The sequence below is a fragment of the Rheinheimera oceanensis genome (assembly GCF_018831085.1).
In the GTDB taxonomy this organism is placed as follows: domain Bacteria; phylum Pseudomonadota; class Gammaproteobacteria; order Enterobacterales; family Alteromonadaceae; genus Alishewanella; species Alishewanella oceanensis.
On sequence record NZ_JAGPNM010000009.1, the window covers coordinates 130,865 to 151,777 of the forward strand.

Sequence of the window (20,913 nt, forward strand, 5' to 3'; positions counted from 1 at the left end):
GTATAAAGACTTCTGGATGTCTGCAATATAGCTGCTATATTGCCATAAGGTTAAACGCTTGTCGTCTGCTGCAGTAATTGCTGAAGCGCGTAGCCCACTCTGGAATTCACCAAGCCTTGTTTGACAAAGGTTACAACGACATCTAGGGTTTTGAAAATAACTAGGAGAAAAACAGATGCGCAACTTTACCCTTACACCATTAACACTGGCTATTGCTGCAGTTTTGATTACCCCGGGGTTATCTGCGCAGCAAACCGGCTCTGCCGGTGCAGAAGACGAAAAAATAGAGCAAATTGTGGTAACCGGTACCCGTGTAGCCGGCCGCTCAGTGTCCGATACTGCCGTACCTATTGATATTGTCAGCGCGGTGACACTGGAGCGCTCCGGCACTACAGAGCTGAATCAGGCACTGTCGGTAGCCTTACCTTCATTTAACTTTCCCCGCCCCGGCCTTGCTGATGGCACTGACACTATCCGCCCGGCAACACTACGCGGCCTTGGCCCGGATCAGTCGCTGGTGCTGGTTAACTCAAAGCGGCGCCACTCGGCATCTTTGGTTAACGTAAACGGTACTGTCGGCCGCGGTTCATCGGCGGTAGATCTGAATACTATTCCGATGGGTGCAGTAAGTGCTATTGAAGTATTACGCGATGGTGCCTCAGCCCAATATGGCTCTGATGCTATTGCCGGGGTATTAAACGTACGCCTGCGTGAAGCCAGTGAAGGCGGTAATTTTACCGCATCTTACGGTTACCGTGAAAGTAACTACACCACCCCGACTACCCCGCCACCGGCTGGTGCCACCTGGAGTGCACCGGATCGGATAGAACGTGGTGTCAGTGATGGCGAAACGGTGAATTTATCCGGCTGGAAAGGCTTTAACCTGGCCGATCAGGGTTTTGTTACAGTAGCGGTTGAATATAAAGATGCTGATCGCACCGAGCGCGGGGGCTACGATCATCGCCAGCAATATCCGCTGGTAAATGGTGAGTTTGACCCACGTGAACAAACAATAGAGCGTTTTAACGCCTGGTACGGTGAACCTGAAGTAAAACAGTTTACCCTGTTTGTTAACGCCGGAATTAATGTAGGCCCCGGCAAACTGTACAGCTGGCTGAGTTACCAGGACAGAGCGGCAAAATCCGGCGGCTTCTTTCGCCGGGCGCTGGACGATCGCAATGTTATTGAAGTACACCCCGACGGCTTTCTGCCGATTATTGCCCCCGATGTCACCGATACCAGTTCAGCCATTGGTTACGAGTGGGACATGGGTGACTGGAGCTTTGATGCTTCTGTAGTATACGGTTTTAACGAAATGGAGTTTACCATTGAGAACACCGTTAACCGCTCTATTGGCCCCACCAGTGCAACTGAATTTGACGCCGGTGGCTTTAACTATGATCAGGTTGTCGGTAACTTTTCAGCCGTAACCTCATTCGATGTACCAGCCTTTGCTTCACCGGTTAACCTGGCAACTGGTATAGAACTGCGCCGTGAAAGCTACACCATTTTTGCCGGCGAACCGGGCTCTTACATCAATGGCGGTGTATTACTACCCAACGGCAACCCTACCCAGTCGGGTGCGCAGGTGTTTCCGGGGTTCAGGCCGGCTAATCAGGTAAACGAAAGCCGCGAATCGGTTGGCGTTTTTGTCGATCTGGAAGCCAACCTTACTGACAACGTGTTAGGTTCGGTTGCCGTGCGGGCTGAAGATTACTCAGATTTTGGCAGCAATCTTACCGGCAAACTGGCGTTGCGCTACGATATTACCGACAGTTTTGCATTACGTGGTTCATTGCAAAATGGCTTTCGCGCACCTTCGCTGCAACAGCAATATTTTACCAGTACCTCAACCAACTTTATCAACGGCGTGCCGTTTGATATCACGACTTTTCCGGTTAATGACCCGGTTGCTGTAGCATTAGGCGCCCGGGAGCTGGACGCCGAAAAGTCAGTTAACCTGTCGTTAGGTACCGTGTTCCGTGTTGGCGATGTATCGGTCACTATTGATGGTTACCAGATTGATATTGACGATCGTATCGTGCTGTCAGAAAACCTTACCGCAGCTAATGTGCGCGATTATCTTACTGATCAGGGTTTTATTGGCATAGGTGGCGGCCGCTTCTTTATTAACGGCGTAGACACTGAAACCAAAGGTATTGATCTGGTTGTAAACTGGGCATTACCTACCGCTGCGCTGGGCGATTTTGATTTAACTTTCGTAGCTAACTACAACGAAACCAAAGTTACCCGTACACCGCAAACCGACGAGCTGGCCGCGCTGGACCCGGCACCGGAGTTATTCGGCCGCGTAAACGTACTTACCTTTGAAAAAGGCAACCCGAAAGACAAACTCGGTGCCATTGTAAACTGGAGCCTCGAGCGGGTTGGCGCTACCTTAAGGGCCACCCGTTATGGTGAAGTGTTAACACCGGGTACTACAGCCGCAACCGACTTTACGCTGGGTGCCAGAACACTGGTAGATATTGAAGGCCGGCTTGATGTAACTGACAGCTGGCGGCTGGCGGTGGGTATGGATAATATCTTTGATCAATACCCTGAAGCCTTCCCGGTGGCGCTGAATAGCACCGGTAATACACCGTACTCTAACTATTCGCCCTATGGCCGCTCCGGCCGGTTAATTTACGCCAAAATCAGCTACAACTTCTGATCACACACGTTCTGACAAAACCAAGGCGCCTTTTTTGATAAAACTAAGGCGCCTTTTTACTGCAGGCTATCAATCTGCCAGCTTTCAAGCAGCGTCTCAAGCTGAGGTTTGGCAAAATAATACCCCTGTAGATAACGAATACCCACTGAGGTCAGGTAATCCAGTTCGGCTTTGCTTTCAATACCTTCTGCCAACACTTTAGTGCCCTGCAACCCGCACTGCGCAATGGTTTGCTCAACAATAAATTGCTTGGCCGGGTTTTGTTCTATATTGCGTATAAGCTGCATGTCCAGCTTCAAAATATGTGGTTTTAGTTCAACTAACCAATCAAGCGTGGCAAAACCTGAACCGTAATCATCGATGGCTGTTTGAAAGCCGCGCTTAGCGTAACTGCGAAAAATACGGTTTAAATGTTCTTTGTCGGGAATTTGCTCACCTTCAGTTACTTCAAAAACCAGGCGACGCAGGTCAAAGCCGTATAAATCGGCCGCCTCGATGGTAGCTTTAATACAGGTGTCGGGGTTATATACTGCGTTGGGCAAAAAATTGATATGCAAAACAGTGTTACAGCCCAAACGGGCTGCTGTTTCTATAGCTTTTACCCGACAAGCCTGATCAAAGTAATATTTGTTGTTGTCATTAACATGCTGGAATACCCAGCCAGCGCCTTCACCCTGAGGCCCCCGTACCAGCGCCTCATGGCCAAATACAGCTTTAGTTTGCCAGTCGATAATCGGTTGAAACGCCATACGAATTTGAAAGCCAAGCGCGTTGCCGCTTAAACAATCACGGCAGGTTTGCTGCTTAATACTGTCGGGAAACTGCATAAACTATTGGTTAACTTTAGCCAGTTGATGAAATGACTTTAACGCTGTTGCTGTTATCTTGCCACTGATATTGTACCGATCTGCATTTTTACAAATGCCGCCACCTAAACATCATAGCCGCATAGCAGGCTAAAACTGGCATGAGCAGCACAGAGCTGTATAATGTCATCATTCTGATCTAAGTGGCATTTGTGGCGTAACTATGCCCTTTTGCTGTTAAAAGGCCGCTATGAAGTATAAAGATTTACGTGATTTTATTGCACAGCTGGAACAACGTGGCGAACTGGTACGGGTAACAGCACAAGTAGATCCGGTGTTGGAAATGACCGAAATTGCCGATCGCACCCTGCGCGCCGGTGGCCCGGCCATTTTATTTGAAAACCCCAAAGGCAGTAGCATTCCGGTGCTGGCTAACCTGTTTGGTACCCCGCAACGGGTGGCATTGGGCATGGGCCAGGAAGAGGTTTCTGCACTGCGTGAAGTAGGCAAATTACTGGCTTTTTTAAAAGAGCCCGAGCCACCAAAAGGCCTAAAAGACGCCTTTAGCAAGCTGCCTATTTTTAAGCAGGTGCTGAATATGTCGCCCAAACAGGTAAAAAAAGCCCCCTGTCAGGACGTTGTACTAACCGGCGACGAGGTTGATTTAACTCAACTGCCTATTATGACCTGCTGGCCCGGCGATGCCGCGCCGTTAATTACCTGGGGTTTAACCGTTACCAAAGGGCCGCATAAAGAGCGGCAAAACCTTGGTATTTACCGCCAGCAATTACTGGGTAAAAATAAACTGATTATGCGTTGGCTGTCGCACCGCGGCGGCGCACTGGATTTTTACGAGTTTCAAAAAGCCAACCCCGGCCAGCGCTTTCCGGTAGCAGTGGCGCTGGGTGCGGATCCTGCCACCATTTTGGGCGCGGTAACACCGGTGCCGGATACCTTATCAGAGTACGGCTTTGCCGGCCTGCTGCGCGGCGATAATACTGAAGTAGTTAAATGTATCAGCAACGATTTGCAGGTACCGGCCAGCGCTGAGTTTGTGCTGGAAGGCTACATAGAACCGGGCGAAATGGCGCCAGAGGGCCCCTACGGCGACCATACCGGTTACTACAATGAAGTAGATAACTTTCCGGTATTTACCGTTACCCATATAACCCGGCGCAAAGATCCTATTTATCACAGCACCTACACCGGCCGGCCACCAGATGAGCCAGCTATTCTGGGCGTTGCGCTAAATGAAGTCTTTGTGCCAATACTGCAAAAGCAGTTTCCGGAAATTACCGATTTTTATCTGCCGCCCGAAGGCTGCTCGTACCGGCTGGCTGTTGTGACGATGAAAAAGCAATATCCCGGCCACGCCAAGCGTGTGATGATGGGGGTTTGGTCGTTCCTACGCCAGTTTATGTATACCAAGTTTGTTATTGTCTGTGATGACGACATTAATGCCCGCGACTGGCAGGACGTGATCTGGGCCATTACCACCCGGATGGACCCGGCACGCGACACCACTTTGGTTGAAAACACGCCGATTGACTACCTGGATTTTGCCTCACCGGTATCGGGCTTAGGTTCAAAAATGGGTATGGATGCCACCAATAAATGGCCTGGCGAAACTACGCGCGAATGGGGCGAACCCATAGTAATGGACCCGGCCGTAAAACAACGCATAGATGATATCTGGCACACACTGGGTATTACATTGCCGCTAAAGGACACATTACCGTGAGTTATCTGGTTACCATCACACCGGCGCAACTAAGCTTTGCCGTGCAGCAAGGTGAAACCATCCTTGCTGCCGCGCTACGTAATGGAATAGATTTTCCTAACCGCTGCCGTCAGGGCGTATGCACAAGCTGTGTCTGTAAGCTAAAAAGTGGTGAGGTGCGCTACAACGAACCACAACCGCTTACCGAACTGGACAAACAACAGCAGTTTACTTACTGTTGTTTAGCCTACCCGAAAACTGATCTGGTTTTACACCACCCTTTTATCCGTGGCTAAGCCGTAAGGCCATTGCGAAGAGCACTATGACAACAATTTCCTGTAACGTAGATTTAATTGAAGCCCTCACCCCAACCGTAAACCGGGTGTTGTTAACGCCGGCACAGCCAGTAAGTTTTGCCAGTGGCCAGTATTTACAGTTGTGCTTAAGCGAGAGCGACAAAAGGCCTTTTTCCATCGCCAGTATACCGGGCCAAAGCCAGCTGGAACTGCATATTGGTGGTGCAGTGGCCGATCCTTACGCCAGCCAGGCACTGGCGCATCTGATGCAACAACATCAGCTGCAACAACCGGTGCAGGCTGAAATTGGTTTAGGTAATGCACAGTTTCGAGCCGACAGCGAGCGGCCGCTTATTTTGCTGGCCGGTGGTACCGGCTTTTCTTATATCTACAGCATTGCGCAAGCTATTGCCGCCGCCAGGCTGGACCGGCCGGTATTTATGTACTGGGGCGTGCGTGAGCACAGCGCCTTATATCATGCCGATATTATGCAGGCCTGGGCTGCACAAAACAGCAAATACCGCTTTATTCCGGTAATACAAAACCCGGATGACAGCTGGCAGGGCCGCAGCGGTATGGTACACGAAGCCGTGTTAAATGATTTTGTCTCACTGGAGGCTTACGATATATACGTCGCCGGACCTTTTGCCATGGCGGGTGTAGTACGCAGTGCTTTTATTGAACAAGGCGCCCAGCGCGAACATATGTTTGCCGATGCCTTTGCCTATATCTGATATAAAAAACGCCCTGAACGGGCGTTTTTTCTGCTTAATTCAAACAAAGACTACATCAACTGCTTTTTTAGCTCAGTTGCAGGTTCATAGTTCTTCGCGACTGCCTGTTCCAGTAACTGCATGCCTTGCGCACGCTGGCCCTCTAAGATGAGTCTGGTGCCGGTCCATGCCATAACTTCCGCATCATCTTTGCTAAGCAAATAGTCTTCCCATTGTTTGTCATAAGCGGCCATAATCCGCTGAGCATCAATATTGCCGTTTTTCGCCGCTTGCTCCCACCAGAACATACCAGACATTGAACGGGATAATCTTAAGTATGGCGTGACATTAATACTTCTTGAGCCTACAACATCTGAATTGCGCACAATCCGGTATACATCGGTTTCAACTTTACCTTTGAGCGTTAAACCAACCAAACTGGTTAATTCGCTTTTGGCTTCAAACGTAGCATCAATCTGCTCGGTAATAGTGCCATCCTTAGCTACACGCACTAACGCACTCCCCCAAAAACCATCGAAGGCAGGCTTTAATGTCGCAAGACTTTCAAATGACGAAAAATCTGCTTGTGCCACTAATGGCAATTCAGGGTCATACCAAAAGCTATTACCACTTTGTATCTCAACAAGAGACAGTAAAGTACCTAAAGCCAACTGGTGTTGTGGTGCCCCTAATACTGCATAATCCCAAAGTTTATTACCCAAAGCTATTTTCTCTACTGCCGAAACCTTCACACCTCTACCCAACGAATAATCAAGCCTGACTTCCATTAAATGCTGTTGTCCGCTGGGTTCATAGCGCCATTTTTTAACTGCTTTTACCGCTGATTTCTCAAAGGTATTTTCCGGAAAAGTATCCAGGGTATCAATTGCCGTAACTAAGCCAGCTTCATTCACCAGAAACCGCATTTTCACATAACCAAACAGGCCATTTTTTGCTGCACTTATCGGATACTCAGGAGGCACTCGCTTAATAGGTTGCGGCAGGCTGGCATCACGACGTTTATCTAAATCTGTTGCGGTAATCACTAAGTTGCGCTTTAGCTGCTCAAACTGCTGCGTTACCTGCTCTAACTGTTGCTCTGATGCTTTAGCAGATAAAGTTACCAGCAACGTTGATGCCTGCTCATACTTCAATTCTGCTGCCAGCATAAAATACGCCAATGCTTTGGTAAGATCTTTTTCCTGCCCTTCACCCTGATATGCCATCACCCCCAAATTAAAAATTGCCTGTTCATTAGCCAGCGGTAACAGCTCAGCAAACTGCAACTGTGCTTCGATGTAGTTTTTTTCCTCATAGGCTTTTAACGCACTGAGCATGTCGGCTTGCACAGTGGTACCTAACATAAATAACAAACTTAACATGTAACGCATAACTCAATCCTTGTGTCTAATCAGCTTCATCTAAATTACCTAAATACCATTCAATTGTAAAATTTTTGTTCAGAATCAAATCCATGATACCTGACAACTGGTAAGGCCAGTTTTTCTATGTAACAATCACAGATCTCTAGCCCTTATGGTTTATTTGATATGACACATAAAACCCTGATTAAAGTACGTGGTTACCATTTAGATATTTACCAGCATGTAAACAATGCGCGTTATCTGGAGTTTTTAGAGGAAGCCCGCTGGAGCTATTTAGAAGATAGCGGTGATATCGACTGGTTTGCCAAACATGGCCTGGCCTGGGTAATTGTAAACATTAATATTAACTACCGAGTGGCGGCCACTATGGGCGATCAGTTGGAAGTATTCACCCGTTTTAGCAAGGTTGGCGGCAAAAGTGCGGTAGTAACACAGGAAGTGCGGATTGCCGGTAAAGATGCTATTGCCGCTGATGCTCAGGTCACTTTTGTTTGCCTGGATCAGAAAACCGGTAAAGCAGTGGCCATCGAAGGCGAGCTGAAAACCCGCTTAGAACAGCATATCGCAGAGCAATAATCAGCGCTTCAGATGTTTTTCCAGCGCCTGTTTTAACAGCTCGCTGGTATTTGCTTCATCGCCGCATGGCACCATCCTTGCGGCCATCAGGCCGTCAAAACCATCTTTAGTCGGGTCGGCGATGCGACAGCCGTCCCTGGTACGGATAATCTGTCTGCCGTCATTCATTTGCACCACCACCTGCTGCGCCGGATCGGCGCTCAACTCCTGATGCCGCTTTTCTACTGTCATTTTCGGCTGTTGCTGTGCCTGTAAAAACTGCTGGTAACTGGCCGCTGCAGCATCTTCCATAGCACGGGCAGACGGCGCTGCAGCACTGCTTAATGCACGCTGAGCCAGTCCGGCACTGTTGTGCTGCTCCGGCTCGGCCGCAGAAGGTGCTACAACCGTTAACGGCTGTTTTTCGTTCACTACATCCGCCTCCGTTGCCGGGTTAGCTGCGCCAGCTAACGCAGTAACTTCCGGCTCTGCTTCTGCTGATGGCTCGGTGGGCAAGGCTGCAGGCGCCGGCACTGGCGCGCTGGTATTACTTTCGGCTTGCGCTGCAATAGCGGGTACTGGTGGTGGCTGATATAAATACGACACTACAGGCGCAACAGGTTTTGGCGGCGGCATTTGAGTAAATTTAAGCTGCAACAAATAGATCAGCAGCAATGCATGCAGCAGCAAAGCCAACAGTGTAGCGCCGGCATAATCGGCAGCCCAACGTTTTATAGCAGAAGTAACACCTGACAAAAATCAGCCATCCATGCAGCAGTGGTTAAGTTAATATCAGACCCGGTAGCTATTAATTAATTCCGCGGCCAAAGTGTTAATTTGCATTAAGCAAAAAAGGGCTAAGCTGGTGCCATTGTTGTAGTTTTTCAGTAAAACCCAGCGCCGCATGGGCCGGGCTGGTTGAAGGCAGGGTAAGTAGTTTAATACCGGTGGGTACAATCTGTAACGGTAAAACATGACGCTTAAAACTTTGCCAGGCTTTGCCGCCATTAAAACCAATAGCCGCTAAATTGGGTTGGTTAGCAAAAAAACCGGCAAAGTCATTTACCTGCTCATCACGGATAGCGCTGTCGAGACTGCCTGCACGCTGGCAACTGGCGATCACATCCCATAATGCAATGCCGCTGGCGTTAAGTGCACGCACTTTTTCCTGATACGGCAAATTAGCAGAAAACCCGGCCAGCTCTGCCATTATTGGCCAAAACAGGTTGCGCGGATGGGCATAGTATTGTTGTAGCGCCAGCGAGGCGGCGCCGGGCATACTGCCTAGCAGCAATACCCTGGCCTGTGGCGGGCTGAGCGCGGCCAGCCCGGTGATAGCTCCGTCAGCCATTGCCTATCAACCAAGCTTTGGCTCATACTGTCTGGCTTTTTGCAGCGCCAGTTCGGCCTGCTCCAGCTCACCTTCCTGCTGTGCCAGATAAGCCAGCAGCGCATATAAATAGCCATTGCTACCATGATCACGCAACCAGCTTTGAGTTTGTTTACGTAATTTCAGCACCGACTTACCCAGCGGGATTTGCCGGATATATGGCAGCAGCTGCGGCAGCTCTGCCAGTTGTAAGTGGCTGAGCAGCAGCTTTTCGGCCGCGTCATTCTGGCCACTTTGTGCCAGGGCCCAGGCACGGCCGATGTTCGCGGCGGTAGACTTGCGTTCTTTGGCCGGTAAATTTTGCCAGTATTCTGCGCTTTCATCAAAACGCTGTTGCTGGCTTAGCTGGCTTATTGCCGCCGGATAAATATTAAAGCGCTGCTGCTGCCATTTATCTTTGTCAAACCATTGTTGATTAATTGCCGCCGGTACCATCTGCAATAATTGCTGCCACTGCCCGGCTTGCTGCAGTGCATATAAATACAGCTGGCCCAGGCCTTTATCTTCGGTATCTGCCGTTACTTTTTCGGCCAGTAGCACACATGCCTGTGCGGCCTGGCCTTGCTGCAACAATAAATCGGCCTGAATAAAAGCCGTACTACTGTTGTCTTCATCCATGGTTTCGATATGGCTGTTGGCCAAAGCGACATTACCGGCATAAAACGCAGCATAAGCGGCCATCAGGCGCTTTTCACTATGCATAAAATCATCGGCACAGGCTTTGCCTAAATGCTGGCTGGCCAGTTGCCACTGCTGCTTGGCATAGGCCTGCAACCCCAGTTCAAACGCCTGTTGGGCTTTGCGTTGGCGGCGCCAGCGCAAAAAATTAAACGACAGATGCTGCAAGCGTAATATCTTGCGCAGCAGCATGCTTAGCAACCACACGGCTATGCCAGCCAGTAACAACGCAACAATTAAACCCAGCGCAGTCATTTCAAATACCCGCCCGGCCAGAATCACTTTGATATAGCCAGGGTTGTTTACCAACGCAGGTCCCAGCAACATTGCGGCGGCCAGCACCAAAATAAGCAATAGCCAGCGGATCATAAGCCGCTCTCCGTTAGTTGTTGCTGATATTGCTGCAACTGTGCCAGGCTGGTTAACGGCGATGCCTGCGGCACAGCAACGTCTACAGCAGCCAGCAAGGCCAGTTGCCGGCTTAACTGCACAACAACTTCGTCTTCGCTGCTAAAATAACGCTGCAGTTGATCACTGGCTTGCTGCAATGCTGCAGCGTAGACCTGCTGCTGCTTTTGCATTGCCGCCAGCTCTGCCAGCAGTAATTGCTGATTTAAACTTACACGCAGCATCAGCTGTTGTTCGGTGGTTAAACTAAAGTAATCCTCAGGTACCGCAGAGCGTACCTGAATTAATTTGCTCCAGCTTTGCTGCCAGTAGTAGCTCAGCGTCTGGCGCCAGTTCTGAATGTCGGTGTCTGGTTTAAGCTCAGGCTGGGCGGCTTTATCCTGCTGTTTTAACGGCAATACCATGGTTGCTTTACGCATTTGCTGCAGCTGAATATGTACTTTGGTTAAATCCGGCAACGTAATATGGCTTAGTTGCTCGTTGTCTGCCGCTATAGCCTGGCGTACAGGCAGCAGCGATGGGTCGTCCAGATTAGCCAGCTTTTCATCGGCGCTGGCTAATAATGCACGGGCAGTGGCAAAATCCTGCTCTAACCAGACTTTTTGTGACGCCAGTTGCAGCAAATATTCTACCTCTGCCAATAACCAGTGCCTTGGTGGTGCACTGTCGCGTTCTTGCACTAACTGGCGCAACGCCTGAATTTGTGCCTGGCTTTGCGCGGCCAGTTGTTGCTGTTGTTGTGTCAGATTTTGCTCAAGTTGGGCCAAACGCTGCTGTTGTTCTGTTTGTAACTGCTGTTGCCATTGCTTGCTGATATCTTGTTGTTGCTGGCTTTGCTCGGTTAAACGCTGCTGACTTTGTTGCAACATATGAGTTTGCTGCTGCAAATTTTGCCATTGTGGCCATGCCCAGTAGTAACCGCCTGCGGCTAAGCTGCCCCCCAGCGCCAGTACCAGCAATAAACTTACCCCACCGGTAAAGCTCCCCTTGCTGCGCGCTGTAGGTTCTGTTTCTATTTGTTGCTTTAACTGCTGCAATGGCGCGTCCATTTCTGTTGCGCGCTCTTCTGTTGCACGCTCTAAGGTGTCACTCATTGATATTCCCTCTTAAGCTGGCTTATTGCAGCCAGTAAAGCACTATCATTGGCATTATCGGCAAGCGTAATACGCTCAGCGGCGATACCAAGCGCTAAAGCACTGTCTTGCATGCGTGGGCTAACCAGCACCCAGTCACACTGTTGCAACCAGTGATGATGCACAGCGCTGATAAGGCTGAATAACTGCTGTAAAATCTCATTGCTGGTAGCCACAATACAACGAATGCCAGCCAGCTGCCACTGCTGGCACAGTAAAGCACCGTCCAGCGGCAGCGGCACACGCTTATAGCTTTGCACATAACGTACTGTTGCACCACGGGCTACCAGGCCTTGTTTAATCAGTTCGCGCCCGGCATTACCGCGCACAACCACGACTTGTTTACCCGCCACTTGCTGCAACTGCGGTAATTGCAGTAAGCCTTCACTGCGCTGATCTTCAGGTATTATTACTTCACGCGCCAACCAGCGCTGTAAAGCCGACGCAGTAGTTTGGCCTACGGCAAATAACGGTGCTTTAAGTAAAGCGGTATCAATTTGGTTTTGCAGACAACTTACTGCACTGACACTGACAAAGATCAGTATATCGGCGTGTTGCAAAAACTGTTGATCCTGCGGTTTCAGCGCCACCTGCGTAGTGGTGATTAATGGCTGATACAAATAGGCAATACCGCTTTCATCCAGCGTGGCCAGCAGGTTATCTGCCTTACCGGCCGGGCGGGTAATTAAAAATGGTATGGCCTCTGTTGCGGTACGCTCTGTCATGGCGCAGCCTGATATACCGCCTGTAAAATACGGTCTGCACCTTGTGACAGCAGGTATTCTGCCAGTTCGGCACCTATTTGCTCACCCTGTGCGACCGGGCCACGCAACTGATGGCGGATAATTTCGCTGCCATCCACGGCGCCTACCAGGCCACGCAGCCACAGGCTATCGCCCTCTATCACGGCAAAAGCGCCAATAGGTACCTGACATCCGCCCTGCAGTTTGCGGTTCATGGCCCGCTCGGCTAGCACGCAACTACGGGTTGGCGCGTGTTCCAGCGGTGCCAGCAGTTGCTGTACGGCAATATCGTCGCTGCGGCATTCAATACCGACAGCACCCTGACCATTGGCTGGCAGGCTGGTTTCTACCGGCATTAAGCTGGCTATCCGCTGCTCAAAACCCAGCCGGATCAAACCTGCTGCGGCCAGAATAATAGCGGCAAACTCACCGTTATCCAGCTTCGTCAGCCGGGTATTCACATTGCCGCGCAGGTCGCGCACGGTTAAATCGGGCCGCAGGGCTTTTATCTGGCACTGCCTGCGCAGGCTGGATGTACCTACCACAGCGCCCTGTGGCAACTGCTCTAAGCTCTTAAACTGATTAGAAACAAAAGCGTCCTGCGGGTTTTCCCGCGGGCAAATAGTGTGCAGCATCAAGCCGGGAGGAAACTCCACCGGCACATCTTTCATACTGTGTACGGCAATATCAGCACGCCCCTCCAGCATGGCTTGCTCCAGCTCTTTAACAAATAAGCCTTTGCCACCAATTTTGGCCAGCGGTGTATCAAGAATTTTGTCGCCCTGCGTCGACATGGGCACCAGCTCTACTGTCAACTGCGGATGATGGCGTAGCAGCTCAGCTTTAACATACTCGGCTTGCCACAGCGCCAGCGCACTTTTGCGCGTTGCGATACGAATGTTGTTCATATTAACCTGCTATCGGGTTCAGTAAACGCCGCTGAATAAAGCTGCTGATATCAGCTACTTCCTGCGGACATACGCTGTGCGGCATGCGGTATTCGTGCCAGTTGACGTTAAAACCGGCGTTTTTCAGCGTATGAAATGCCTGCTGGCCGGCGGCCATTGGCACTACAGGGTCCTGGCTGCCATGCGCTATTAAAACCGGAGTAGCTTTATTGATGCTGTTGGCTTCTTCTTTTAACTTTTGCGGTGCGCACATATAGGTGGACAACGCCATTACGCCAGCCAGCTTGTACGGCAAACGCGGTAATAAATGCAGTGCAATAACGCCGCCCTGGCTAAAGCCGGCCAGTATAATACGCTCGCTGCTAATGCCATCACTAATCAGTTTATCCAGCAATTGCTGTACTGCAGCGGCAGACTCACGCACACCGTCTTCGTCAGCACGGTTGGTTAAATCCATGGTTTTAATATCGTACCAGGCACGCATTCGCATGCCGCCGTTAACAGTAACCGGGCGCTCTGGTGCATGCGGAAACAAAAACCGTACACCGGCATCTGCCGGTAAACGCAACTCGGGTACTATAGGCGAAAAACCATGGCCGGAATCGCCCAGGCCATGCAGCCATACTACAGCAGAGCGGGTATCGCCCTGCGCTTTAACATCAACAAAAGGAAGTAACGCCATTACACCATTCCAAAACGTCGGCGCGCTTAAGGCGCCAGATCAAGAGGCTTACCCGCCTGCTTAGCAGCGGCTTCATTCAGCAGTTGCCAGAACTCAGCACCGGTACGGTTATCAATCCACTTATCGCCATGCCATTCAAAGTGATGGCCGTTAAATTTAGTTGCTACCCACAACTGGTGCAACGGCGGCTGCTTATTGATAATAATTTTGCTGTGGTCAGCAAAGCTGATACTAAGCAAGCCGCCATGCGATTCATAATCCAGATCAGCATCGGCATCTTCTACCGCCTGCTCTACTGCCAACAGCGTATTGTCGGCCAATTCATCATATTCTAGGTCATTCATCTGCTTCACCTGTTTGCTTTTATCGCTAAGGATGCGATTATAGAGCGCAACCACCATAAAAAAATAACATCATGCACGCTTTTACAACCAAAGGTCCGCTGTTAACTGTTGCTGCCGCTATTATGCTGTGTAGCATGCTGAGTGCTTGTGGTCAAAAAGGCCCGCTTACCTTACCACAACCGGCACCTGAAGTGGCAGAACCGCAGCAAAACAACGCTAATCCAACCCAACAAACGGATGAACAACGTGGACCATTTTAATTATCAGCAAAACCGCCTGTTTGCGGAACACCAACCTTTAAGCAGCATTGCCGCCGAATTTGGCACGCCCTGCTATGTATACTCACGCGCTACCATTGCCCAACATTATCAGGCTTTTGCCAGTGCAGCATCAAAGCATCCGCACAGCCTGGTATGCTACGCGGTAAAAGCCAACAGCAACCTGGCTATTTTAAACCTGCTGGCCAAACTGGGCAGCGGTTTTGACATTGTATCCGGCGGAGAGTTGCGCCGGGTTATTGCTGCCGGTGGCGATGCGAAAAAGGTGGTGTTTTCCGGTGTAGCCAAAACAGAAGACGAAATGCGTTTTGCGCTGGAGCTGGGTATTAAGTGCTTTAATGTGGAATCTATTGCTGAGCTGGACCGCCTGCAACTGGTCGCCAGCCGCCTTGATAAAAAAGCAGCCATTTCTATCCGGGTTAACCCGGACATCGACGCGAAAACCCACCCCTATATTTCTACCGGTTTAAAAGCCAATAAATTTGGTATCGATATACTGCTGGCGCGTGATATTTACCGTAAAGCTGCCAGTTACAGCCACCTTGAAGTAGTAGGTGTAGATTGCCACATTGGCTCGCAGTTAACCGAAACCCAACCGTTTTTAGACGCACTGGAAAAACTGCTGACATTAATTGATGATTTAGCCACTGATGGCATAGCGTTAAAACATATTGATATCGGCGGTGGCCTTGGCGTGACTTACGACAAAGAAACCCCGCCTTCGCCAGCCGATTACCTGGGTAAAGTGGTAGAACGGTTGAAAAGCTACCCGCAACTGGAACTGATAATGGAGCCAGGACGCGCCATTATGGCCAATGCCGGTGTGTTGCTAACCAAAGTAGAATTTTTAAAACCGGGGCAGGAAAAAAACTTCGCCATTGTTGATGCCGCTATGAATGATTTAATCCGCCCGGCGCTGTACAGTGCCTGGCAGGCGATAGTGCCGCTGGAAATAAACACCTCAGCAAAACCTGCGTTGTACGACATTGTCGGCCCGGTGTGCGAAACCGGTGATTTTCTTGGTAAAGACCGCGAACTGGCGATAGCCCAGGGCGATTTGCTGGCGGTACGCTCAGCCGGTGCCTACGGCTTTACCATGAGCTCTAATTATAACAGCCGCCCACGTGCCGCCGAGGTACTGGTAGACGGCGAAAAAGTGCATTTAATCCGTGCCCGTGAACAATGGCAGGATTTATGGCGTGGCGAACAGATCATTACCGACTAATTAAGGGCGCTGATGTTGCTACATTTCACCAAAATGCACGGCCTGGGTAACGACTTTATGATGGTCGATGCGGTAAGCCAAAATGTATTTCTGACCAAAGAGCAGATTAAAGCCTTGGCGAACCGCAATACCGGCATTGGTTTTGATCAACTGTTAATGGTTGAGCCACCCTATGATCCGGAGCTGGATTTCCACTACCGTATTTTCAACGCCGACGGCTCGGAAGTAGAACAATGCGGTAATGGCGCACGTTGTTTTGCTAAGTTTGTCCGGGCCCGCGGTTTAACCAATAAGCATAAAATTGGCGTTAGCACCAAATCCGGCAAAATAATGCTGTATGTTGAGGCCGATGGCCAGGTTACAGTAAATATGGGCGTGCCGCAGCTGGACCCGGTACGGGTGCCGTTTAAAGCGCAAAAGCAGGAAATAACCTACATACTGCGCGCAGAAGAACACACTATTCTTTGTGGCGTAGTATCAATGGGTAACCCACATGCGGTGGTCGAAGTAGAGGATGTCGGCACAGCGTTGGTGCACCAGCAGGGGCCATTGTTTGAACACCACGAACGCTTCCCCGAGCGCGCTAATATCGGGTTTATGCAAATAGTCGCCCCTGGCCATATTAAACTGCGGGTATGGGAGCGTGGTGCCGGCGAAACACTGGCTTGTGGTACAGGCGCCTGTGCTGCCGTGGTGGTAGGCCAGTTACAAAAAAAATTACAGCAGCAGGTACGGGTAGATTTACCCGGCGGCAGCCTGCAAATTCGCTGGAACGGCCCGGGCCAACCGGTAAAAATGACCGGCCCGGCAGAACATGTTTATGACGGACAAATACAGCTATGACAGATAGCCTTACCAAGGACAAAGACCTGCTGGCCGCCCATGTGGTGTATGACTACCTGCAGGATCACCCGGAATTTTTTCAGCAATACCCGCAACTGCTGGCCAGTTTACGCCTACCGCATCAGCAACGTGGTAGTGTGTCGCTGGTAGAGCGGCAACTGGAGCTACAGCGCGAAAAAATCCAGGCGCTGGAAGACGACATTACCCGGTTAATGTCAGTAGCACGGCAAAATGAGCAGATATTTCTGGCGTTTAACCAGCTACAGGCGCAGCTGCACCGTGCAACCAGCCTGCAGGATGCCGAAACCAGCCTGCAACAATTTACTGCCGCTATGCCTTATGTGCACGAATGCCGTTTGCTGCGTTTTAGTGACGAGCAAAGCCGCAGTCCGTTTCAGTTATTGCTGTCACGCCGGCTAAACCAGCACGGTATTTATTTAGGCCGGTTAAACAAAGAAGAGCAACAGGGTTTATTTGCACCACATATCCACTCGGTAGCATTGATCCTGGTCAGTAGCCAGCAGCAACCACTGGCTTTGCTGGCCTTTGGCAGCGAGCAGGACGATCACTTCCAGCCATCAATGGACAAACTGTTTATCAGCCATCTGGCCAGCATTTTAGCCCAGCTGTTACCGGGTTATGACGCAGCCTGACACCCCGCTAGCGCCGCAGTGGCAACAGCCGCTGCAGGCGTTTTTACAGTATTTACAGTTTGAACGCGGCTACAGCAGTAAAACGCTGGACAGCTATCAGCGCCAGTTACAGCAACTGGCGCTTACTATCGCTGATACAGACACACACTGGCTTAACCTGACAGAAGATCAGTTAAAACAACATATTATTGCTCTGCGCCGCAGCGGTGCCAAACCCCGCACCATAGCGTTAAAGGTGGCGGCACTGCGCAGCTTTTTCCGCTATCTGCAGGCGCAGGCTAAACGCAGCGATAACCCGGCGCAGTATTTATCAGTACCCAAAGCCGCACGCAGCCTGCCAAAAAACCTTAATGTAGATCAGCTAAACCACCTGCTGAGTTTCGACAGCAATGACGATATTCTCGCCTACCGCGATAAAGCCATGCTGGAGCTGTTCTACTCATCCGGTTTACGGCTGGAAGAGTTGGTTAATGCCGATATCAGCGATATTGACTGGCAGCAGCAGCTACTGCGGGTAACCGGTAAAGGCAGCAAACAGCGGATTGTACCTGTGGGTAAAATTGCGCTGGCAGCATTAAAAGACTGGTTAAAACAGCGGCCGGCGTTTACGGCAAAGCTGCCAGAAGAAGATGCCAATGCGCTGTTTATCAGCAAACAGCATAAACGCATCAGCACCCGCCATGTGCGCGAACGGTTACAGTTATGGGCCAAGCAACAGGGTTTAAACCAGCATGTACACCCGCATATGCTGCGCCACTCCTTCGCCAGCCATATGCTGGAATCCAGCCAGGATTTACGCGCCGTGCAGGAACTGCTCGGCCACGCCAACCTGAGCACCACTCAGGTCTATACCCATCTGGATTTCGCCCACCTGGCTAAGGTGTACGATAGCGCCCATCCAAGGGCAAAGAAGAAATCCAGCTGATCTGACTGAGATAACCAGAAGCAGAATCGATTTGCTCTAAACCAACCGTTGCAGACCAGGATGCAGACAAATTCGCCAGGAGCGAATTTGAACAGCGAAGCTGGTCCACCGGATAAACTTCACGGATGAAGTTTATAATCGAGCCTACAGGGATGTATTTACGGCGTGTTGGTGTGAGCAAACCGGTTCGGCTTACGCATCCGGGCTCATGACGTGAACAAGAAAACGCCCGGCAGAGCCGGGCGTTTTTATTTGTTACTTAGCCTTAGTTAAAACGCTTGGACAGTACGTTATCCAGTGAGGCTTTACCGGCGCCGCTAAACAGCAGTGATACACTGGCGGCTAACAGGGCTAAACCGAATTCGTAGCCGTTGTTGCTCATAAACAGGCCATTGGGCAGGTGCACAGCAACAATCGCCACTACCATGGCAATGCTGGTTACCAGTGCGGCCGGCCGGGTTAACAGGCCCAGCACCAGCGCGATACCGCCGAAAAACTCTGCAGCACCGGCTAAAAACGCCATCACAATACCTGGCGATAAACCTATGCTGTCCATCCAGCCACCGGTGCCTGCCAGGCCGTAGCCGCCAAACCAGCCAAACAGTTTTTGTGCACCGTGTGCGGCAAAAATAATACCCACCGGAACCCGCAGCGCCAGAGCTGCAACACCAGCGTTTGAACTTAAAATTTTCTGTACGATTGAAGTAGCCATAATATCACCTGTCAAATTGTTTAAAGTTAAGTTTACTGCCTCTCGACAGCATACTTTGCGTCGATGTAGTCACTATAGCCAAATAATTTTTGCGGCAAAAGCGTAATGTTTTGACTACACTATTCAAAATATTTGAATTTAGTTTTAAATGAGCCTGCTATGCATAACGTACTGAGTTTAGACGCTTTAAGAGCACTGGACGCCATAGAGCGCAAAGGCAGTTTTGCCGCTGCAGCTGAAGCGCTGTATAAAGTGCCTTCAGCACTGAGTTACACCATTGCCAAACTGGAGTCTGATTTAGGCGTGGCTTTGTTTGATCGTAGCAAACAGCGGGCACAGTTGACCCCGGCCGGGCAATTACTGCTGGAGCAGGGCCGCACCTTGTTGCACGCTGCTAACCAGTTGCAAAATGCGGTAAAACAGCTGGATACCGGCTGGGAAACCCAGCTAATGATTGCCAAAGACAGCATTATTCCGAATGCTCCGTTGCTGAATGTGATTAGTCAGTTTTTGCAACTGGGTAAAATTACTCAGGTATCAGTAAAAGAAGAGGTAATGGCTGGCGGCTGGGAGGCATTGCAAACCGGCCGTGCTGATATTGCAGTGGGAGTATCCGGCGATTTACCCAAAGGCCAGTTTAACCTGCTACCACTGGGCGAAGCAGAGTTTGTATTTGCAGTGGCGCCACTTCATCAGCTAGCGGCACTGGATCGCATCGTCAGTATTGAAGATGTGCAGCAATATGCCGCTATTGTTGTAGCTGACTCCGCGCTGGACGCGCCCAAGCGCTCGTCCGGCTTATTCGACACCCGCCAGCGCGTTATTGTCAGTAATATGCAGGCAAAAATAGATGCGCAAAAGCAAGGCCTGGGTATTGGCTTTGTGCCGCGCCATCTAATCACTGAAGAGCTGGCGCGCGGTGAACTGATTGCCAAAGCCTGCAGTATACCCAGAGACAAAGTTCCGGTGTATCTGGCCTGGCAAAAGCAAAGTCAGGGCCAGGCTTTAAATTGGTTCAGTCAGCATTTGGTTGCTGTGAACTGGCAGCAGGTGTTTCAGCCAGCAATATGGTAGCGAATATGCAATTATTTAAAGCGTTAAGCCCGGTTAATGTATTGTCGTTTGATTTAGACGATACGTTGTATGATAACAAACCGGTCATCGAAGCAGCCGAACAGGCTATGCTGAGCGCTTTGGTACAACAGGCTCCGGCCTGTAAAATCACCGACAGTGCGTTTTGGTGGCAACAGCGCTTAAAGCTGGCCAGTATTGAACCTGAGATCCGGCATGATATTGGACGCTGGCGCTTACTTGGCATTGAAGCCGGCCTGCTTGAATTGGGTTTACCCCGCGCTGAGGCGCGGCGTGTTGCCGAATATGGTTATGCAGCTTTTCTTGATGCCCGCACCAGGATCACCGTGTCACCCGACGTAACACTGCTACTCTCTGCGCTGGCAAAACAGTATCGTTTAATCGCCATTACCAATGGTAATGCCTGTATTCACAAAATGGGTATTGGTGAGCTGTTCGAATTCAGCCTGCAGGCCGGGCCTGATGGCCGGATGAAACCCTATGCTGATTTATTTATCACCGCCGCTGAACGCCTGCAGGTAGCGCCTGGGAAAATACTGCATATTGGCGACAGCCACCGCGCCGATGTAATGGGCGCGCTAAATGCTGGCTGCCAGGCAGCATGGCTGGATCATTATCAAAGCGCTGTAACAGTTTTACCGCATATTCGCCTGACACAGGTGTTGCAATTATCTGCGTTGTTGTGATCTAACAATCTTAACGGCCCGGCAGATACCTAGCAGTATGCAGACGTCTATGACAGAGCGCAACATC

Annotated in this window: 23 protein-coding genes; 12 read left to right on the forward strand and 11 right to left on the reverse strand. The window is 50.4% G+C overall.

All coding sequences use genetic code 11. The annotated features are described in order from the left end of the window. Positions 1–175 precede the first annotated feature (175 nt). The gene (locus tag J3B89_RS17550; protein ID WP_215398850.1) at positions 176–2,671 is read left to right on the forward strand and encodes a TonB-dependent receptor plug domain-containing protein; all 2,496 of its coding nucleotides are present in this window, start codon (positions 176–178) and stop codon (positions 2,669–2,671) included. A 56-nt stretch (positions 2,672–2,727) separates the two neighbouring features. On the opposite strand, the gene J3B89_RS17555 is transcribed toward J3B89_RS17550, so the two are convergent. After that, on the reverse strand, positions 2,728–3,498 hold the full coding sequence (locus J3B89_RS17555; protein ID WP_215398848.1) for an EAL domain-containing protein: 771 nt from the start codon (positions 3,496–3,498) through the stop codon (positions 2,728–2,730). Between the two features lie 229 nt (positions 3,499–3,727). On the opposite strand from J3B89_RS17555, the gene ubiD reads away from it, so the two are divergent. From ubiD to fre, 3 genes are read left to right on the forward strand one after another with little or no spacing between them, the layout of a single operon-like run. Next, the gene (gene ubiD / locus J3B89_RS17560; RefSeq protein WP_215398847.1) at positions 3,728–5,218 is read left to right on the forward strand and encodes a 4-hydroxy-3-polyprenylbenzoate decarboxylase; all 1,491 of its coding nucleotides are present in this window, start codon (positions 3,728–3,730) and stop codon (positions 5,216–5,218) included. Then, entirely contained in the window at positions 5,215–5,493 is a 279-nt protein-coding gene (locus J3B89_RS17565; RefSeq protein ID WP_215398846.1) for a 2Fe-2S iron-sulfur cluster-binding protein, read from the forward strand. The genes ubiD and J3B89_RS17565 overlap by 4 nt, the downstream gene beginning before the upstream one ends. 26 nt (positions 5,494–5,519) lie before the next feature. Continuing rightward, a complete protein-coding gene (fre, locus tag J3B89_RS17570; RefSeq protein WP_215398845.1) occupies positions 5,520–6,227 on the forward strand; it encodes an NAD(P)H-flavin reductase in 708 nt (235 codons plus the stop codon). 50 nt (positions 6,228–6,277) lie between these two features. Here fre and J3B89_RS17575 read toward each other — a convergent pair whose 3' ends face one another. Next, positions 6,278–7,597: a TonB family protein gene (locus tag J3B89_RS17575; protein WP_215398843.1), complete on the reverse strand. Its 1,320-nt coding sequence runs from the start codon at positions 7,595–7,597 to the stop codon at positions 6,278–6,280. 159 nt (positions 7,598–7,756) lie between these two features. Here J3B89_RS17575 and J3B89_RS17580 point away from each other — a divergent pair, with 159 nt between their 5' ends. After that, positions 7,757–8,167, forward strand: coding sequence for an acyl-CoA thioesterase (locus tag J3B89_RS17580; RefSeq protein WP_215398842.1), 411 nt, complete (start codon positions 7,757–7,759; stop codon positions 8,165–8,167). On the opposite strand, the gene J3B89_RS17585 is transcribed toward J3B89_RS17580, so the two are convergent. The 8 genes from J3B89_RS17585 to cyaY all read right to left on the reverse strand — a co-directional run bounded on the left by J3B89_RS17585 (position 8,168) and on the right by cyaY (position 14,432). Then, positions 8,168–8,902: a hypothetical protein gene (locus tag J3B89_RS17585; protein ID WP_215398840.1), complete on the reverse strand. Its 735-nt coding sequence runs from the start codon at positions 8,900–8,902 to the stop codon at positions 8,168–8,170. It lies immediately after the preceding gene. 76 nt (positions 8,903–8,978) lie between these two features. Continuing rightward, positions 8,979–9,497: a DNA-deoxyinosine glycosylase gene (locus J3B89_RS17590; protein WP_215398839.1), complete on the reverse strand. Its 519-nt coding sequence runs from the start codon at positions 9,495–9,497 to the stop codon at positions 8,979–8,981. Between the two features lie 6 nt (positions 9,498–9,503). Further along, the gene (locus J3B89_RS17595; protein ID WP_215398837.1) at positions 9,504–10,583 is read right to left on the reverse strand and encodes a heme biosynthesis HemY N-terminal domain-containing protein; all 1,080 of its coding nucleotides are present in this window, start codon (positions 10,581–10,583) and stop codon (positions 9,504–9,506) included. After that, positions 10,580–11,716, reverse strand: a complete 1,137-nt coding sequence (locus J3B89_RS17600) for a uroporphyrinogen-III C-methyltransferase (RefSeq protein ID WP_215398835.1) — start codon at positions 11,714–11,716, stop codon at positions 10,580–10,582. Before J3B89_RS17600 ends, J3B89_RS17595 begins: the two co-directional genes overlap by 4 nt. Then, on the reverse strand, positions 11,713–12,480 hold the full coding sequence (locus tag J3B89_RS17605; protein ID WP_215398833.1) for a uroporphyrinogen-III synthase: 768 nt from the start codon (positions 12,478–12,480) through the stop codon (positions 11,713–11,715). The genes J3B89_RS17600 and J3B89_RS17605 overlap by 4 nt, the downstream gene beginning before the upstream one ends. Next, complete coding sequence (gene hemC / locus J3B89_RS17610; protein WP_215398832.1) at positions 12,477–13,406, reverse strand: hydroxymethylbilane synthase; 930 nt, start codon at positions 13,404–13,406, stop codon at positions 12,477–12,479. The genes J3B89_RS17605 and hemC overlap by 4 nt, the downstream gene beginning before the upstream one ends. Position 13,407: 1 nt before the next feature. After that, positions 13,408–14,088, reverse strand: a complete 681-nt coding sequence (locus J3B89_RS17615) for an alpha/beta hydrolase (protein WP_215398831.1) — start codon at positions 14,086–14,088, stop codon at positions 13,408–13,410. A gap of 26 nt (positions 14,089–14,114) precedes the next feature. Next, a complete protein-coding gene (cyaY, locus tag J3B89_RS17620; protein ID WP_215398830.1) occupies positions 14,115–14,432 on the reverse strand; it encodes an iron donor protein CyaY in 318 nt (105 codons plus the stop codon). Positions 14,433–14,503: 71 nt separating this feature from the next. Here cyaY and lptM point away from each other — a divergent pair, with 71 nt between their 5' ends. The 5 genes from lptM to xerC are packed head-to-tail and all read left to right on the forward strand — an operon-like array spanning position 14,504 to position 18,356. Beyond that, complete coding sequence (gene lptM / locus J3B89_RS17625; protein ID WP_215398829.1) at positions 14,504–14,692, forward strand: LPS translocon maturation chaperone LptM; 189 nt, start codon at positions 14,504–14,506, stop codon at positions 14,690–14,692. Then, positions 14,679–15,935: a diaminopimelate decarboxylase gene (gene lysA, locus J3B89_RS17630; protein WP_215398828.1), complete on the forward strand. Its 1,257-nt coding sequence runs from the start codon at positions 14,679–14,681 to the stop codon at positions 15,933–15,935. The genes lptM and lysA overlap by 14 nt, the downstream gene beginning before the upstream one ends. A gap of 12 nt (positions 15,936–15,947) precedes the next feature. Next, entirely contained in the window at positions 15,948–16,778 is an 831-nt protein-coding gene (dapF, locus tag J3B89_RS17635; protein WP_215398826.1) for a diaminopimelate epimerase, read from the forward strand. Continuing rightward, positions 16,775–17,431, forward strand: a complete 657-nt coding sequence (locus J3B89_RS17640; RefSeq protein WP_215398824.1) for a DUF484 family protein — start codon at positions 16,775–16,777, stop codon at positions 17,429–17,431. Before dapF ends, J3B89_RS17640 begins: the two co-directional genes overlap by 4 nt. Then, entirely contained in the window at positions 17,418–18,356 is a 939-nt protein-coding gene (xerC, locus tag J3B89_RS17645; protein WP_215398822.1) for a tyrosine recombinase XerC, read from the forward strand. Before J3B89_RS17640 ends, xerC begins: the two co-directional genes overlap by 14 nt. 265 nt (positions 18,357–18,621) lie before the next feature. On the opposite strand, the gene J3B89_RS17650 is transcribed toward xerC, so the two are convergent. After that, on the reverse strand, positions 18,622–19,068 hold the full coding sequence (locus J3B89_RS17650) for a DoxX family protein (RefSeq protein ID WP_215398820.1): 447 nt from the start codon (positions 19,066–19,068) through the stop codon (positions 18,622–18,624). A 159-nt stretch (positions 19,069–19,227) separates the two neighbouring features. Here J3B89_RS17650 and J3B89_RS17655 point away from each other — a divergent pair, with 159 nt between their 5' ends. After that, positions 19,228–20,142, forward strand: coding sequence for a LysR family transcriptional regulator (locus tag J3B89_RS17655; protein WP_215398818.1), 915 nt, complete (start codon positions 19,228–19,230; stop codon positions 20,140–20,142). Positions 20,143–20,147: 5 nt separating this feature from the next. Next, the gene (locus J3B89_RS17660) at positions 20,148–20,846 is read left to right on the forward strand and encodes an HAD-IA family hydrolase (RefSeq protein ID WP_215398816.1); all 699 of its coding nucleotides are present in this window, start codon (positions 20,148–20,150) and stop codon (positions 20,844–20,846) included. Positions 20,847–20,913 lie beyond the last annotated feature (67 nt).

Excerpts from the sequence above, each read along its gene's own strand:
- J3B89_RS17555 (WP_215398848.1), bottom strand. The coding sequence starts at position 3,498 with ATGCAGTTTCCCGACAGTATTAAGCAGCAAACCTGCCGTGATTGTTTA.
- lptM (WP_215398829.1), top strand. The coding sequence starts at position 14,504 with ATGCACGCTTTTACAACCAAAGGTCCGCTGTTAACTGTTGCTGCCGCT.
- J3B89_RS17600 (WP_215398835.1), bottom strand. The coding sequence starts at position 11,716 with ATGAGTGACACCTTAGAGCGTGCAACAGAAGAGCGCGCAACAGAAATG.
- J3B89_RS17655 (WP_215398818.1), top strand. The coding sequence starts at position 19,228 with ATGCATAACGTACTGAGTTTAGACGCTTTAAGAGCACTGGACGCCATA.
- fre (WP_215398845.1), top strand. The coding sequence starts at position 5,520 with ATGACAACAATTTCCTGTAACGTAGATTTAATTGAAGCCCTCACCCCA.
- J3B89_RS17605 (WP_215398833.1), bottom strand. The coding sequence starts at position 12,480 with ATGACAGAGCGTACCGCAACAGAGGCCATACCATTTTTAATTACCCGC.
- J3B89_RS17660 (WP_215398816.1), top strand. The coding sequence starts at position 20,148 with ATGCAATTATTTAAAGCGTTAAGCCCGGTTAATGTATTGTCGTTTGAT.
- J3B89_RS17590 (WP_215398839.1), bottom strand. The coding sequence starts at position 9,497 with ATGGCTGACGGAGCTATCACCGGGCTGGCCGCGCTCAGCCCGCCACAG.
- ubiD (WP_215398847.1), top strand. The coding sequence starts at position 3,728 with ATGAAGTATAAAGATTTACGTGATTTTATTGCACAGCTGGAACAACGT.
- J3B89_RS17595 (WP_215398837.1), bottom strand. The coding sequence starts at position 10,583 with ATGATCCGCTGGCTATTGCTTATTTTGGTGCTGGCCGCCGCAATGTTG.
- dapF (WP_215398826.1), top strand. The coding sequence starts at position 15,948 with ATGTTGCTACATTTCACCAAAATGCACGGCCTGGGTAACGACTTTATG.
- J3B89_RS17550 (WP_215398850.1), top strand. The coding sequence starts at position 176 with ATGCGCAACTTTACCCTTACACCATTAACACTGGCTATTGCTGCAGTT.
- J3B89_RS17615 (WP_215398831.1), bottom strand. The coding sequence starts at position 14,088 with ATGGCGTTACTTCCTTTTGTTGATGTTAAAGCGCAGGGCGATACCCGC.
- cyaY (WP_215398830.1), bottom strand. The coding sequence starts at position 14,432 with ATGAATGACCTAGAATATGATGAATTGGCCGACAATACGCTGTTGGCA.
- hemC (WP_215398832.1), bottom strand. The coding sequence starts at position 13,406 with ATGAACAACATTCGTATCGCAACGCGCAAAAGTGCGCTGGCGCTGTGG.
- J3B89_RS17650 (WP_215398820.1), bottom strand. The coding sequence starts at position 19,068 with ATGGCTACTTCAATCGTACAGAAAATTTTAAGTTCAAACGCTGGTGTT.
- xerC (WP_215398822.1), top strand. The coding sequence starts at position 17,418 with ATGACGCAGCCTGACACCCCGCTAGCGCCGCAGTGGCAACAGCCGCTG.
- J3B89_RS17640 (WP_215398824.1), top strand. The coding sequence starts at position 16,775 with ATGACAGATAGCCTTACCAAGGACAAAGACCTGCTGGCCGCCCATGTG.
- J3B89_RS17575 (WP_215398843.1), bottom strand. The coding sequence starts at position 7,597 with ATGCGTTACATGTTAAGTTTGTTATTTATGTTAGGTACCACTGTGCAA.
- J3B89_RS17580 (WP_215398842.1), top strand. The coding sequence starts at position 7,757 with ATGACACATAAAACCCTGATTAAAGTACGTGGTTACCATTTAGATATT.